The sequence below is a fragment of the Paenibacillus radicis (ex Gao et al. 2016) genome, from assembly GCF_014641555.1.
In the GTDB taxonomy this organism is placed as follows: domain Bacteria; phylum Bacillota; class Bacilli; order Paenibacillales; family Paenibacillaceae; genus Pristimantibacillus; species Pristimantibacillus radicis.
The window spans coordinates 815,447-829,697 of sequence record NZ_BMHY01000001.1; the positions used below are offsets into that span (position 1 = coordinate 815,447).

The 14,251-nt window shown below is 51.4% G+C and carries 18 protein-coding genes; 17 read left to right on the forward strand and 1 reads right to left on the reverse strand.

Features of this window, described 5'->3' with window-relative positions; translation table 11 throughout:
• Positions 1 to 171: 171 nt before the first annotated feature.
• From IEX98_RS03545 to IEX98_RS03565, 5 genes are all read left to right on the forward strand, one after another.
• Complete coding sequence (locus IEX98_RS03545) at positions 172 to 693, forward strand: YqhR family membrane protein (protein ID WP_229691949.1); 522 nt, start codon at positions 172 to 174, stop codon at positions 691 to 693.
• Positions 694 to 785: 92 nt separating this feature from the next.
• A complete protein-coding gene (aroQ, locus tag IEX98_RS03550; RefSeq protein ID WP_188887535.1) occupies positions 786 to 1,238 on the forward strand; it encodes a type II 3-dehydroquinate dehydratase in 453 nt (150 codons plus the stop codon).
• An 18-nt stretch (positions 1,239 to 1,256) separates the two neighbouring features.
• Positions 1,257 to 2,330, forward strand: coding sequence for a M24 family metallopeptidase (locus IEX98_RS03555; protein WP_188887536.1), 1,074 nt, complete (start codon positions 1,257 to 1,259; stop codon positions 2,328 to 2,330).
• Between the two features lie 36 nt (positions 2,331 to 2,366).
• Positions 2,367 to 2,924: an elongation factor P gene (efp, locus tag IEX98_RS03560; protein WP_188887537.1), complete on the forward strand. Its 558-nt coding sequence runs from the start codon at positions 2,367 to 2,369 to the stop codon at positions 2,922 to 2,924.
• Positions 2,925 to 3,054: 130 nt separating this feature from the next.
• Positions 3,055 to 4,308: an aspartate kinase gene (locus tag IEX98_RS03565; RefSeq protein ID WP_188887538.1), complete on the forward strand. Its 1,254-nt coding sequence runs from the start codon at positions 3,055 to 3,057 to the stop codon at positions 4,306 to 4,308.
• A 97-nt stretch (positions 4,309 to 4,405) separates the two neighbouring features.
• Here the strand turns inward: IEX98_RS03565 and IEX98_RS03570 are convergent, their stop codons facing one another.
• Complete coding sequence (locus IEX98_RS03570; protein WP_229691950.1) at positions 4,406 to 5,152, reverse strand: 2-phosphosulfolactate phosphatase; 747 nt, start codon at positions 5,150 to 5,152, stop codon at positions 4,406 to 4,408.
• Positions 5,153 to 5,288: 136 nt separating this feature from the next.
• Between IEX98_RS03570 and IEX98_RS03575 the strand changes: the two genes are divergently transcribed.
• From IEX98_RS03575 to accC, 12 genes are all read left to right on the forward strand, one after another.
• Entirely contained in the window at positions 5,289 to 5,555 is a 267-nt protein-coding gene (locus IEX98_RS03575) for a YqhV family protein (protein WP_188887539.1), read from the forward strand.
• A gap of 93 nt (positions 5,556 to 5,648) precedes the next feature.
• Positions 5,649 to 6,725 carry a stage III sporulation protein AA gene (gene spoIIIAA, locus IEX98_RS03580; RefSeq protein WP_188887540.1) on the forward strand — a complete coding sequence of 359 codons (1,077 nt, stop codon included), beginning with the start codon at positions 5,649 to 5,651 and terminating at the stop codon, positions 6,723 to 6,725.
• The gene (gene spoIIIAB / locus IEX98_RS03585; RefSeq protein WP_188887541.1) at positions 6,722 to 7,240 is read left to right on the forward strand and encodes a stage III sporulation protein SpoIIIAB; all 519 of its coding nucleotides are present in this window, start codon (positions 6,722 to 6,724) and stop codon (positions 7,238 to 7,240) included. The genes spoIIIAA and spoIIIAB overlap by 4 nt, the downstream gene beginning before the upstream one ends.
• A 15-nt stretch (positions 7,241 to 7,255) precedes the next feature.
• Complete coding sequence (spoIIIAC, locus tag IEX98_RS03590; RefSeq protein ID WP_188527867.1) at positions 7,256 to 7,459, forward strand: stage III sporulation protein AC; 204 nt, start codon at positions 7,256 to 7,258, stop codon at positions 7,457 to 7,459.
• Positions 7,460 to 7,491: 32 nt separating this feature from the next.
• Positions 7,492 to 7,887 carry a stage III sporulation protein AD gene (spoIIIAD, locus tag IEX98_RS03595; protein ID WP_042162728.1) on the forward strand — a complete coding sequence of 132 codons (396 nt, stop codon included), beginning with the start codon at positions 7,492 to 7,494 and terminating at the stop codon, positions 7,885 to 7,887.
• Between the two features lie 7 nt (positions 7,888 to 7,894).
• Entirely contained in the window at positions 7,895 to 9,166 is a 1,272-nt protein-coding gene (spoIIIAE, locus tag IEX98_RS03600) for a stage III sporulation protein AE (RefSeq protein ID WP_374705319.1), read from the forward strand.
• Positions 9,167 to 9,218: 52 nt separating this feature from the next.
• Positions 9,219 to 9,971, forward strand: a complete 753-nt coding sequence (gene spoIIIAF, locus IEX98_RS03605) for a stage III sporulation protein AF (RefSeq protein WP_188887542.1) — start codon at positions 9,219 to 9,221, stop codon at positions 9,969 to 9,971.
• 27 nt (positions 9,972 to 9,998) lie between these two features.
• Positions 9,999 to 10,631 (forward strand): stage III sporulation protein AG, encoded by a 633-nt coding sequence (gene spoIIIAG, locus IEX98_RS03610; RefSeq protein ID WP_188887543.1) that lies wholly within the window; start codon positions 9,999 to 10,001, stop codon positions 10,629 to 10,631.
• A 54-nt stretch (positions 10,632 to 10,685) separates the two neighbouring features.
• A complete protein-coding gene (locus IEX98_RS03615; protein ID WP_188887544.1) occupies positions 10,686 to 11,291 on the forward strand; it encodes a SpoIIIAH-like family protein in 606 nt (201 codons plus the stop codon).
• A 246-nt stretch (positions 11,292 to 11,537) separates the two neighbouring features.
• The gene (locus IEX98_RS03620) at positions 11,538 to 11,795 is read left to right on the forward strand and encodes a hypothetical protein (RefSeq protein ID WP_188887545.1); all 258 of its coding nucleotides are present in this window, start codon (positions 11,538 to 11,540) and stop codon (positions 11,793 to 11,795) included.
• 516 nt (positions 11,796 to 12,311) lie between these two features.
• Positions 12,312 to 12,812, forward strand: coding sequence for an acetyl-CoA carboxylase biotin carboxyl carrier protein (gene accB / locus IEX98_RS03625; RefSeq protein WP_188887546.1), 501 nt, complete (start codon positions 12,312 to 12,314; stop codon positions 12,810 to 12,812).
• A gap of 48 nt (positions 12,813 to 12,860) precedes the next feature.
• Entirely contained in the window at positions 12,861 to 14,204 is a 1,344-nt protein-coding gene (gene accC / locus IEX98_RS03630; protein ID WP_188887547.1) for an acetyl-CoA carboxylase biotin carboxylase subunit, read from the forward strand.
• The last annotated feature ends 47 nt before the right edge of the window (positions 14,205 to 14,251 follow it).

The following is a 14,251-nucleotide window of genomic DNA, read 5'->3' on the forward strand; positions in this document are numbered from 1 at the left end:
GTTATCGTTGTCATGATTGCTTTTCTTCTATTGTACTTGATCTACTGGCCAATTGCCAACGGCATCGTCAAGCTTCCCAAGCCCTCCTAACTTTACCGTCAAACGGTTAGCCACCTAGCGTTTTTCACATAATAGGGTTACAACCTTCAGAGGGAAAGCAGGGATACATATATGGCTAACAAAACTGCTGCCCGGAAAATGGCGGGAAGCAAAGACGATCGGCTGCATCACCATACGAATCCTTTCTTGTTCGAGCTGACTATCGGTTTTTTTGCCGGCTTGATCTGGGGTGGATTGCGGTGGATGCTGTACGAATTCAAATTTACGAAGGAGCTGCCGGGTATAATGGCGGACCCGTTTTTCCGCAGCAGCTTCCTGAAAACGTATTGGGGGATGGCTGTAGGCATCGGCTGTTACATCGTATTCTCCATTATTGCAGCGCACCTTTATTACTTTCTGTTCCGCAAGCTGCGTGGTCCTTGGCCAGGGGTACTGTACGGCTTTCTATGGTGGATCATCATTTTCGTATTTGCAGGCCCATCGCTTCATATCTCTCAGCCGATTCGAACAGCGGGCTGGAATACGTTTATAACCGAGCTGTGTATTTTTCTGCTTTGGGGGTTATTTATCGGCTATTCTACTGCCTTTGAATTTACCGATGAAGCGTCGCGTGAACCTGTTGGGGCGCACTAAACAGTTTCAGCTTCTCAAGCGGCGGACATTTGTGGTAAAATGTCTTGTGATCTTTGGCGACAGGCCATAATCGGCAGGTTGGGGGTGCGAGTATGCTGAAAATTGTAGTATTGAACGGACCGAACTTGAACATGCTGGGCATTCGCGAGCCCGGCGTATACGGAACGGAGACGCTTGCCGAGATTGAAGCCGCTCTTTTAAACCAAGCTTCCGAGCTGGGCGTTGAGCTGGATTTTTTTCAATCCAACCACGAAGGCGCACTCATTGACCGGATACATAGTGCATTCGGCAATGCGGACGGCTTCCTGATTAATCCGGGAGCGCTGACGCATTATAGCTACGCGTTAAGGGATGCTTTCTCGACAGTGGCTCTGCCCGTCGTTGAAGTGCATCTGTCTAACATTCATAAACGGGAGGCGTTCCGGCATACGTCGGTCATTGCACCCGTTGCCGTAGGCCAGATAGCTGGCTTCGGCGGACAAAGCTACGAGCTGGGACTAACGGCGCTTGTACGCAAGCTCCAGCAGGACCAGAATACAGCTTAGGAAGGAAGGGGAACGCAAATGGCGAATGCGAGAGTCGAGCGGCTGCGTCAATCGATGGCAGAGCAGGGCTTAGAAGCAATCCTCATCGGCAGCAGCCACAATCGGAATTATTTGAGCGGCTTTACGGGATCTTCCGGTACGGTGGTCATTACGCATCAGGACAGCTTTTTGCTGACCGACTTCCGGTACATGACGCAAGCTCCGCAGCAGGCGGCCGGATTCAAAGTCGTCGAGCATGGACCCCGCGTTATGGATAGTGTTCGCGAGCTGCTCGCTGCAAGCGGATTACGCGAACTTGCATTTGAACAAGATCAGGTATCGTATGGCGAATATGTTGCCTGGAGCGAGCAGCTTGACGGCGTTGTGTTAAAGCCGGCGGCTGGCCTGGTAGAGCAGCTTCGGATGATTAAGGATGAAGACGAGCTGCGCATTATGATAGAGGCGGCGGAATTAGCCGATGCGGCGTTCAGTCATGTACAAAAGCTGCTTCAGCCTGGAGTCAGAGAGTCTGACATCGCTTTGGAGCTTGAAATGTACATGCGCAGTCACGGCGCTTCGTCAACCTCATTCGAGACGATCGTTGCATCCGGAGAAAGATCGGCGCTGCCTCATGGCGTTGCAAGCGACCGGCTGATCGGCAAGGATGAATTCGTAACGCTTGATTTTGGCGCTTATTACAAGGGATATTGCTCGGACTTGACCCGAACAGTCGTCGTAGGCGAACCAACGGCCAAGCACCGGGAAATATACGGCATCGTGCTTGAAGCCCAATTGCATGCGCTGGAGCATATCCGGCCGGGCATGACAGGCAAGCAAGCGGATGCGCTCGCAAGAGACGTCATAGCGAAGTACGGCTACGGCGATCAATTCGGGCACAGCACCGGACACGGCCTCGGCATGGAAGTGCATGAGCAGCCTAGATTGTCCAAGCTTAGCGACATGATTTTAACCCCCGGCATGACGGTGACGGTTGAGCCCGGCATCTATCTCCCCGGCTTCGGCGGAGTACGGATCGAGGACGATATCGTCATAACGGAATCCGGTATTAAAATATTAACCTCATCCCCGAAAGAACTTCTTACTCTGGGCTAAGGACTATTCCAAGCAAATATCAGGAGGGAAATACAAGTGATTTCAGTAAATGATTTTAAAACAGGCCTGACCGTCGAAGTAGACGGCGATATTTTCTCGGTAACCGAGTTCCAGCACGTTAAACCGGGCAAAGGCGCAGCATTCGTGCGCTCCAAGCTGAAAAACCTGCGCAACGGCAACGTTGTGGAGAAAACATTCCGTGCAGGCGAAAGCATTGGCCGTGCCATCATCGAGAACCGTGAAGTACAATACCTGTACAACTCCGGCGATGAGTACACGTTCATGGACAACGAAACGTACGATCAGTTCGCACTGAGCGACAAGCAGTTGGAGTGGGAGCTTAACTTCCTGAAAGAAAATATGAACGTGAACATCTCCAGCTACCAAGGTGAAATTATCGGTATCCAAATGCCGAACAGCGTTGAGCTGAAAGTAGTTGAAACAGAGCCAGGCGTTAAAGGCAACACGGCGCAAGGTGCTACGAAAAGCGCGAAGGTTGAAACGGGCTTGAGCGTTCAAGTGCCGTTGTTCATCAACGAAGGCGACGTTCTATTGGTAGATACTCGCGAAGGCAAATACATTTCCCGTGCTTAGTATCTTCATCAAGACCGTCCAATCCTGAGGATTGGGCGGTTTTTTTATAGTTGCATATACCCAGACAGGCGGGTAATGTGATATAATATCGTCTTGTATGTATATGTCAAGGTTGGGGAGTGAATCAGCTTTGTCGTTGATAGTGATGAAGTTTGGCGGAAGCTCGGTTGGAACACCGGAGCGGATGCAGCGGGTTGCAAAGCGGATAATTGAAAGCCAGCAGGCGGGCAACCGCGTCGTGGTTGTCGTATCCGCAATGGGAGATACAACGGATGATTTAATTGACCAGTCCAAGCTGATTAATCCGAATCCGCCGGCGCGTGAGATGGATATGCTTCTTACGACCGGAGAACAAATATCGGTTGCGCTTTTGTCGATGTCCATTCATCAGCTAGGTCATAAAGCGGTATCGCTGACTGGCTGGCAAGCGGGCATCCGTACGGAGGCGGTACACAGCAAGGCGAAGATTACGGACATTCGTCCGGACCGGCTGCACAAGGAGCTTGACCAAGGCAATATTGTCATCGTGGCAGGCTTCCAAGGCATGTCGGAGGATGGCGATATTACGACGCTCGGACGCGGCGGCTCCGATACAACTGCGGTTGCGCTTGCTGCTGCTGTCGAAGCGGATGTATGCGAAATTTTTACCGATGTCGACGGCGTTTATTCGACAGACCCGCGTGTTGTAAAATGCGCGCGCAAGCTGAATGAAATTTCGTATGACGAAATGCTGGAGCTGGCCCATCTCGGAGCCGCTGTATTGCACCCTCGCGCGGTGGAATACGCGAAGCATAACAATGTAAAGCTTGTCGTTCGTTCCAGCTTTACGCATAACGAAGGTACAAGTGTGAAGGAGGAAGCGGTCATGGAGCAGGGAGTTGTCGTTCGCGGCATCGCATTTGACAAAAACGTAGCAAGAATTAGCATTCTCGGCGTTCAGGATGTTCCGGGCGTGCTCGCGAATGTGTTTGGCGCACTCGCGAATAATGGAATTGATGTTGACATTATCGTGCAAAGCGGTGTGCAGGACGGCAAAGCCGACTTCTCCTTCACTTTGTCCCGTGATGACAAGGAAAAAGCGGTTGAAGTTATTTACAGCATCCGCGAGAAGGTAGCTTTCCGTGAGGTTACTTCTGAGGACGATCTGGTGAAAATCTCGATCGTAGGCGCTGGCATGGTCAGCAATCCGGGAGTAGCTGCGACGATGTTTGCTGCAATCTCCGAATTGGGCGTTAGCATTAAGCTCGTCAGCACGTCGGAAATTAAAGTTTCCTGCGTGATCGCATCTGAGCCGCTGGTTGATGTCGTGCGTGCACTGCACACAGCATACGGTCTGGATACGGCGGAGCAAGCTTTCGTCGGCGGACCGCAAGATCGCAGATAATTTAGAAATGATAGAAAAGAGGCCATCCGCGGCAAACGGATGGCCTTTTTTTTTGTTCACTATGCACAGCTTCCGGTTCGCCGGGTGGTTCTTCTCATTAGCCGCAATTGCTGATTAGCATATCGCCATAAAGTCTCGGCACCTCGTTATAGCGGTCGATGGCGGCGCAGCTCTCCAGATCTTTGCGCAAGCCGAGCTTCAACAGTTTTTTTCCGGTCATGCCCTGTTGAATGGTTTCCTTGATGGCATGGGACCGGTCGCCGTATAACGCAAGCATGGCATAGCCAAAATCGTCGAGCTCCAGCGTTCCTCCCGTCAGCCCCAGCAATCTCTCCAGCAGCAGCCCGGCGCAAAGACCGTCTTCCAGTGCAAACTCATCGTTGCTGCCCGCACATAAAATAACGATATCCCGGCGCAGCTCTACCGCTGCTTTAGCGCAAGCCGAAGCATTAAGCAGCGCACCGGCCAATACAAAATCCGCTTTAGCCGATTTCACAATGGCGCGGGTACCGTTTGTCGTCGTTAAAATAATTTTCCGGTCCCGGACCTCTGGACTCGTATATTCATCCGGAGAAGAGCCAAGGTCGAAGCCGGGTATTTTCCGGCAAAACCGCTCTCCTCCAAGCAAATCGCCCGCCTGCCGCGCTGCCCTCGCTTCCAAGACCGTCTCTACCGGAACGATGCCGACGGAGCCGGCTGCCAAAGCGGTAACGATAGTACTGGACGCACAAAGCACATCGACGATTAAAGCCGTTTTATGGTGAAATTGCGCCGAGCTCGCTTCATTGACGCTTGAAATGACCTGAACCCGCATTTCAATGATCCGCCTTTCTCTTAATGGCATTTGCTATGATCCACTCCATACATTACGAATCATGCAAGCAATATATGCAGGATTCGCTGGGCATGTGCCCGTTATTATCGGAATGAATAGGAGACAAGCCCGCATAGAGTAATAGAGAAGGAAGGAGGACAAGGCAATGCTGAATAAAATTGTACTCAGTATGGCGTCGCTTCGCATTACTTCGGGGATGATCGAAATATGTGCCGCGCTCCTTATGCTGCGGCTGAATCAGATTGACAAGGCGCTGCTCGTCAATTCCTCGCTTGCTCTGGTAGGCCCGTTGATATTGATTGCGACGACTACAATCGGCTTAGTAGGCCTGTCGGATAAGCTGTCATTCGGGAAGCTGGCTTGGATTGCAGCAGGGATCGCCTGTCTATTCATCGGTATTTTGAAAAAATAATAGAATCGATTCTAGCAAATAGGTGGACATATTATTGGTGTCCAAGCATACAAATGTAACTACGAAGGACAAACATCCGGGAGTGATGAAGGGATGCTGAACCGAGTGGTTCATTTGCTGCCATTGGAGTTGAAGGCGGTGCTGGAAAAGCTGCCTGAAACGGCTCTAGCGCAGCTGGAGGAAATCCGGATCCGGGAAGGCCGGCCGCTGGAGCTTGGGCTTCGGGGCCAGTCCCGGTTTGCCGGAACCGACGGAACGCTTCGCATGACGGCCGATGGGGCATACAAGCCAACGGGAGATATTTGCCGCAAGCTGCTTGAACGCATTACGAACTATTCGCTATATGCAATGGAAGAAGAGCTGAAACGAGGGTTTATAACCGTCGCCGGCGGACATCGCATTGGACTGGCCGGCAGAACGGTGCTGGACAGCGGAAGTGTCAGAGGCATCCGCGACATCGGCGCATTCAATATTCGCATCGCCCGGGAGGTAATCGGCTCAGCCAACCATTTGCTTCCTAAGCTGCTTGACCGAAGCCGGAAATCCATTTACTCGACGCTCATTCTCGCTCCTCCTCAGCAAGGGAAAACGACGCTCGTACGCGACCTTGCCCGATCGATCAGCTATGGTCTATGGGGACAAGGCGAGGGAGCCGGCTGGCAGGGGAGGAAGGTTGGCGTTGTGGACGAGCGCTCCGAAATTGCCGCTTGTGTGCGCGGCATACCGACCTTTGATATCGGCCCGCGAACCGATGTAATGGATGCATGTCCGAAGGCTGAGGGCATTATGATGCTGCTGCGCTCGATGTCCCCGGAAATTGTCGTCGCTGATGAGATCGGGCGAGACGAAGATGGGGAAGCAATCAGGGAAGCAAGTCATGCTGGTGTGAGCGTCGTCGCCACCGCTCATGCTTACGACGTACAGGACGCGCTTGGACGGCCTGTGCTGCGCCGGCTGCTAGAGGATGGCTCATTCCAGCAGATCGTTGAGCTGCGCCGGACGACTGCAGGCTTTATGCATCGCATCATCAGCGCAGAGTCGGCGATCCGCAGTCCGGCCGCCAGGGAGCCTACAGCAGTGTTGACGGCGGCTTCGACTTCCACATTTAGGCGGAGCGGAGCGGATCCCGCCCCGGTTGAGAGTGGCTTGCAAAGAGGCGGTGCGACTTGATCAAGCTGCTGGGCGCCGTGCTCATCCTGTTCGCTGGAACGCTGATCGGCTTCCAGCAAGCGGCGAGATTCGCTGCAAGGCCGCGACAGCTTCGTCAACTCGCACATGCGCTGCAGCGGCTGGAGACCGAGATTGGCTACGGACATACGCCATTGCCGGAGGCGCTCGGACGAATCGCAACAGTTGTACCTTCTCCGATAGCGGATTTGTTCTTGCTGGCTGCGGAAGGCGTTGCGCATGACGACGGCTTGTCTTTCCGCGAAAGCTGGGAGCAGGCGATGAAGCAAGGGTGGGAGGCGACCGCGATGCGGGCGGGTGAGCAGGCGGTCATGCTGCGGTTAGGCTCCGCGCTTGGCATAAGCGACAAGGACGATCAGCTGAAGCACTTAAAACTGGCGCTGCTTCAGTTGAAGGCGGAAGAGGATGCAGCCAAGGAGGACCAGGGACGCTACGAGAAGATGTGGAAAAGCCTTGGCGTACTGATCGCTGTGCTCGTCGTCATTTTGATGGTTTAGTGGGGTGCCGCGGAAATGAACATGGATGTGAGCGCCATCTTCCAGATTGCAGGCATTGGCATTATTATCGCCATGATTCATACGGTGCTGAAGCAGATGGGAAAAGAAGATATGGCGCATTGGGTTACCGTAATCGGGTTTGTGGTCGTATTGTTCATGGTCGTTCGTTTGTTGAACGAATTGTTTCAGGAAATTAAGACGATTTTCTTGTTTCAGTAAACTTTTAGGGAAGCCGCGAGTAGGTGAACGAAGTGGAAATCATTCAAATCGTCGGACTTGCGCTGATCGCCACCGTCCTCATTCTTGTCGTTCGAGAACAGAAGCCCATGTTCGCTTTCCTGCTTGCGGCGTTTACCGGCATTTTCATCTTTCTCTATTTGATCGGCAAGATCGACATTGTCATTACCGTATTGGAAGACTTAGCGAACCGCTCGGGAATTCCGTCCATCTATTTGAAGACGATATTGAAAATTATCGGAATCGCTTATATTGCCGAATTCGGCGCGCAGATTGTCAGGGATGCCGGTCAGGAAAGTATCGCTTCCAAGGTAGAGTTTGCCGGCAAGGTGCTCATTCTCGTTATGGCGGTGCCGATTATTAGCGTCATTGTGGAAACGGTAATCGGATTGCTGCCGGCGGGGGGGTAAAAGGATGATGATGCATGCGATGAACAAAGCGAATACGTCCCGTACGATCCGATTTGTCATTGCCGTGTTCGCCATCTGGCTCCTGACCGCAGCGCTCCCCTCTGGCACTCCTGAACAATCGGCTTTTGCCAGCGAGGAACCAGCGGCAAGCACCGCCGGGACGCCAACCCAGCAGCAGGACGTATTGCCGGAGGGACTGGTAGGCAATGGGATGGACGGGGTCAGTACCGATGCAGTGGAATCCTTTTGGAAGAAATTAAAGGATGAATATGGCGGTTATTTTCCCGATCAGCAGATGCCTAGCTTTATGGAAATGATTATGCCGGGCGGACAAGGCCTTAAGCTCGAAACGGTCATTAAGGGGCTGCTGAGTTACTTCTTGCACGAGATTCTTTATAACGGAAAGCTTCTCGTAACTATCGTAATGCTAACGGTATTCAGCATGGTGCTGGAAACGCTGCAGAACGCATTTGAGCGCAATGCCGTCAGCAAGGTCGCTTATTCGATCGCCTACATGGTGCTTGTCATATTGGCGGTGAACAGCTTTCACGTCGCTATCGGCTACGCCAAGGATGCGATCGGCGGCATGATCCAATTTATGCTTGCCATGATTCCGCTTCTGCTGACGCTGCTCGCTTCAATGGGCAACGTTGTAACGGTATCGGTGCTTCACCCCTTAATCATTTTCATGATTCATGCTGTCGGGACCTTGATCTACACCGTCGTTTTTCCGCTGCTGTTCTTCTCCGCAGTCCTTCACATCGTTAGCGCTTTGACGGAAAAGTTCAAGGTGACACAGCTTGCCAACCTTCTTCGCAACGTAGGCGTTGGCGTCATGGGCGTGCTTGTGACCGTATTTCTAGGTGTGATTTCAGTCCAAGGGGCGACCAGCGCGGTGACGGACGGCATTACGATGCGAACGGCAAAATTTGTAACCGGCAATTTCGTTCCGGTCGTTGGAAGGATGTTTTCCGATGCGGCGGACACGGTCATTTCCGCTTCCATGCTCGCGAAAAACGCAATCGGCATTGCAGGCGTTATTATCTTGCTGTTTTTATGTGCGTTCCCGGCGATTAAAATATTGACGCTTGCCCTCATCTACAATGTAGCTGCCGCGGTTATGCAGCCGCTTGGGGATTCCCCGATCGTCGAATGCCTGCAAACGATCGGCAAGACGATGATTTACGTATTTGCCGCGCTGGCCGCCGTCAGCTTGATGTTTTTTCTGGCTGTTACAATCGTGCTCACCGCCGGTAATGCGGCTATTATGGCGCGTTGACGATGCCTACAGGCAGTGACGCTGGAAGGACTTGCGGGAAGGAGCTGCTGCTTTGGTTACATGGCTGGGCGATTGGCTGAGAGATATTATTGCCGTTATTATGCTCGCTGTCTTCATGGAGCTGCTGCTGCCGAACAAAGCCATGCAGCGTTACGCTAGACTGGTCATCGGCTTGCTGATTCTGCTTACGATTTTGTCTCCGGTGCTTAGGCTGCTGCAAGGCGATTTCAGCTCCAGGCTGAGCGACAGTGTCCGGCAATGGGAAATGGGCTCCGGAACGCAGGACATCAAAATGCCGACGCTGCAGGATATCCAGAAGGATGCGGAAAACCTCAGCAAGCGGCGGGACAGCCAAGCTGCTGCACTTACGCAGCAGACGCTCGAGAAAGCGATGGCAAACGCGGTCTCGGAACGGACGAAAGCGAAGGTGGAGCAGGTGGATGTGGAGCTGAAATGGGTAGCTGAGGGCAGCAGGCGAACACCTTATTTGAGCAAAGTGACGGTTACGATGGCAGCAGTTGAAGCTTCGCAGCCTGGCAAGGGGGATGCAGCCCAAGATACAAAGCCGGATGTCCAGGTGGATGAGGTAAAGCCGGTCGACGTGTCAATCAAGGTAGATACTGGGTCTGTGGAGTCCGGTGCCACTGGGAAATCATCCGCCGGTGATGAGCTTGCGGAGGATGCTTGGATGAAGGTGAGTCCTGCTTTGGGCGATAAGGTGCGGAGTGTGCTGGCCGACGGCTGGGGAGTCAATCCGGAAATCGTACTTGTTCGTCAACCCGCTGCCAATGACCGGAGGCATTAATAGACATTGCAAAGGAGGGTTAGGCAGTTGGCCAAATGGTTGCAAAGACTGGAGTCGCTTATCGGCGGAGGTGGACCAGGCGGGAAGAAACGCATAAAGACATTGCATATTCTACTCGTGATCGGCTTGATCGGTGCGGCTTTAATGGTGATGAACTCCTTTCTCTCCTTTAATAAGGTCGAGCCTTCGGCGCATGATCCGAATCCAGCTCCATCCGAAGAAGCGGCGTGGAGCGCCGGCGCCAAAGAGGGCAGCTCATTTGATCAAATCGAGCAGCCGCTGGAGCAAAGACTGAAAGAAATCTTAGAGAAGATAGTCGGTGTCGGCACCGTCCACGTTCTTGTAACGGTCGATTCCACAGAGGAACTCGTCGTGAAGGAGAATGACAAGGAGTCGCAATCGGTTACGGACGAGAACGACAAGAATGGGGGCCGTCGTCATATTACTTCTATAACGAAGGAGGGACAGGTCGTCATAACTGAGGTGTCGGGCGACCAGAAGCCTATCGTTACGAAGACGATAAACCCGCGTATCCGCGGCGTGCTCGTCGTTGCCAAAGGCGCGGAGAATGCGACCGTAAGACGCTTAATTATAGACGCGGTGGAAAAGGGCGTGAACGTGCCGGCAAATCGGATTTCGGTTGCGCCTAGCAAACAGTAAGTTTTAGTAATGAAAGTAGTGAAAAATTTAAATTGAATTGGGGAGGGTGTTCACATGAACACGAAAAGACAAACGATTTGGCTCGTATCAATGCTTAGCTTGATGGTGGTACTTTCTGCTTACTATCTGTTCACTCAGGACGGTAAATCGCCGGATCTCGTAACGGACGGCTCGCAGACAGAGCAAAAAGGGGACGCAACTGAAGTGGCAAAAGGCGATAACGGCATCATCATCAATGAAGTCGAACACAAAGCCGGTGACCCGAAAACCGACAAGCAGGTTATCGACCAATTGGAGTCTGAAGGCGGTGCAGTAGCCAGCGTGTTTGCCGAGGTTCAGGAGAAACGCCAACAGCAATTTAATGAGCAAGAGGATAAAATACTTGCGGCGATTTCTAATGTGCAAACCAATCCGGAGGAATCAACTGAAGCGGCAAAAGCGCTTAATATGCTGGAGGAGAAACGAGAAAAGCTGAACGGTATCGAATCCGAACTGATGAAGCAATTCCACACTGCGATCGTCGACGATCAGAATGACCGCTACAAAGTGGTTGTCGAAAGCGAAAAGCTGGATAAGGCACAAGCGGTTGGCATCATTGATCTGGTTATGAAGACAATGGATGTGAAGGCTGATCAAGTGACCGTACAGTTCGTGCCTTAAGTTCACGCTTATAGCTTATGGAGACCGGGAGCGGCTGCTCCCGGTCTTTTGTGTGCAAGTAGGTAAGCGGGAGAGCGGACTGCTGCAGAAAATGTAGAAGTGGCTAGCCCCCCTTATCAGGAGTTTTACCCTACAAATATTACGTTGGAAATATCCAACGTAATAGTGGGAAAGCAGCAAGAATACGCCCTACGTTGGATATATCCAACGTAGGGACGGTAAATACAACGGAGAAGGAGCTTGACGTTGGAAATATCCAACGTAGGGGCAGAAAAGCAGCAAAAAATGCGCCCTACGTTGGAAATATCCAATGTAGAGACGGTAAATACAGCGGAGAAGGAGCTTGACGTTGGAAATATCCAACGTAGAAGTGGAAAAGCAGCAAAAAATGCGCCTTACGTTGGAAATATCCAATGTAGAGGAGTTAAACTAGCAGAGAATAAGCCCTATGTTGTAAAGAAAGTAAATGTTGATTGGCAGAAAAGGCTTGATGTTTCTTCATAATGTAAAAGTGCAATTTGTTGTGCAAAAAAATCCGAAAAATCGGTGTTTTGAGCCAATTCCAGTTGCAGATTTGCATTTTTATAGAGAAACTCTGGATATATTTACCGTATCGGTATAGTAGTACGATTGTATGCTGCTTGTTGCTGAGGGAGCAACAACGCAGTGCGGATCTATCTTAAACCCTTTATTTTACAAGAAAACACGGTGAAAACGGCTTGAAATCAGGATGTATAAAAAATTGGTTCGTGTTCGCTAAGGTTTATGATATAATGTTAAACGTTATGTAAAAGAAAATGGGTAAAATGGGCTTAAGAGCCGCAATGGCTGCCCGACTAAATGCCCGTACTTACGGAGCAATTTGCCCAAGCATCGAAAAGCTTGCCCATAAGGAGCTATTTGCTTCCGCAGTATTGCAGGCAAGGAATAGCTTACGGAGCAATTTTGCTACCGCAAAATTTAAGCTGATGCTTACGGAGCAATTTTGCTACCGCAAAATTTTAAGGAGTGAAAAAATTCATGTTCAAATTGAGCGAGATTAAAGAATTGATCAAATTGGTTGATCAAACTTCCGTTCATGAGCTGGAGATTGAAAATGAAGGGGCACGCCTGCTCATCCGCAAACCCGGCAAAACTGAAGTGGTGAATGTACAAGCAGCCCCAATCACCCATACATATTCGCCTGCGCCAATTCCGACTGCTGCGCCGCAAACTTCTGCAGCACCTGCTGCTCAGCCAGCCGTGCAGGAAGCGCCAGCCGCAAGCCCAAGCAAGGAAAACTTGCATTCGATCACTTCGCCGATGGTTGGCACATTCTACAGCTCCCCATCGCCTGACGCTTCCGAATTCGTAAAAGTAGGCGATCGCGTTAACGAGAAGAGCGTCGTGTGCATTCTTGAAGCGATGAAGCTCATGAACGAGCTGGAAGCGGAAGTCCGCGGAGAAATCGTTGAGATTCTCGTATCGAACGGCCAACTGGTCGAATACGGACAGCCGCTTTTCCTCGTTAAACCGGAATAGCATTTTTCTCCCTGATTGGAGAATCTGTCGCCTGAAAGGAGTAACTACGTGAAATTTCAAAAAGTATTAATCGCCAATCGCGGCGAGATTGCGGTTCGGATTATTCGGGCTTGTAAAGAGCTTGGAATCTCGACGGTTGCGGTTTATTCCGAAGCCGACCGCGATTCGCTGCATGTTCGTCTGGCAGACGAGGCGTATTGCATTGGGCCTACTGCCTCTAAGGACAGCTATTTGAATTTGACTAACCTGATGAGCGTTGCGACGATTACAGAATGCGATGCGGTTCATCCGGGTTACGGCTTCCTTGCCGAAAATGCGGATTTCGCTGAAATCTGCGAATCATGCAACATTACGTTCATTGGCCCTTCGCCGGAAGCCATCAGCAAGATGGGTGACAAGGCGGTTGCCAAAAAGACGATGCAAGCCGCGAACGTTCCCGTTATTCCAGGCTCTGACGGCCTGGTTGAAGACATGGACGAAGCGATTGCAGTTGCACGCAGCATCGGTTATCCTGTCATCATCAAAGCGACTGCTGGCGGCGGAGGCAAAGGCATTCGCATAGCCGATGACGAATCGGCACTTGTCCAGCAAATTACGACGGCTCAGCAGGAAGCGCAAAAGGCTTTCGGCAATGCAGGCGTCTATCTGGAAAAATATTTGACCGGCATGAAGCATGTCGAAATTCAAATTATGGCTGACAAGCATGGCAACGCGGTTCATTTGTTTGAACGTGACTGCTCGGTACAACGCCGTCGTCAGAAGCTCGTTGAGGAAGCGCCATGCGCCGTGCTGAAGCCGGAGCAACGCGAAGAGATGGGCCAAGCAGCTGTTCGTGCTGCACTTGCAGTTAACTATTCGGGAGCAGGCACGCTGGAGTTTTTGCTGGGGCCGGACGGTAATTTCTATTTCATGGAAATGAACACCCGGATTCAGGTTGAGCATCCCGTTACCGAAATGATTACAAACGTCGATCTCATCAAAGAGATGATCTCTGTTGCAGAGGGTAATCCATTATCCTTTAAACAAGAGGATTTGCAAATCAATGGCTGGGCTATTGAATGCCGGATCAACGCTGAGGATTCCGAACGTAATTTCATGCCTTCGGCCGGTCATATTCCGTTCTATCTTCCGCCAGGAGGAACCGGGGTAAGGGTCGACAGCGCGGTATATCCGGGTTACACGATCTCACCGCATTATGATTCGATGATCGCCAAGCTGATCGTGTGGGGCAGAACGCGTGAAGAAGCGATTGCGCGGATGAAAAGAGCGCTCTCCGAATTCGCAATCGAAGGAATTAAGACGACAATCCCGTTCCATCTGAAGCTTCTGAATCACCCCAAATTTGTTGAAGGCGACTTCGACATTAAGTTTTTGGAAGAGCACGAAATCTAAGCCGGACAACTGTTTGTCATAATTCGCGTCGAATGTTATAGTATAGA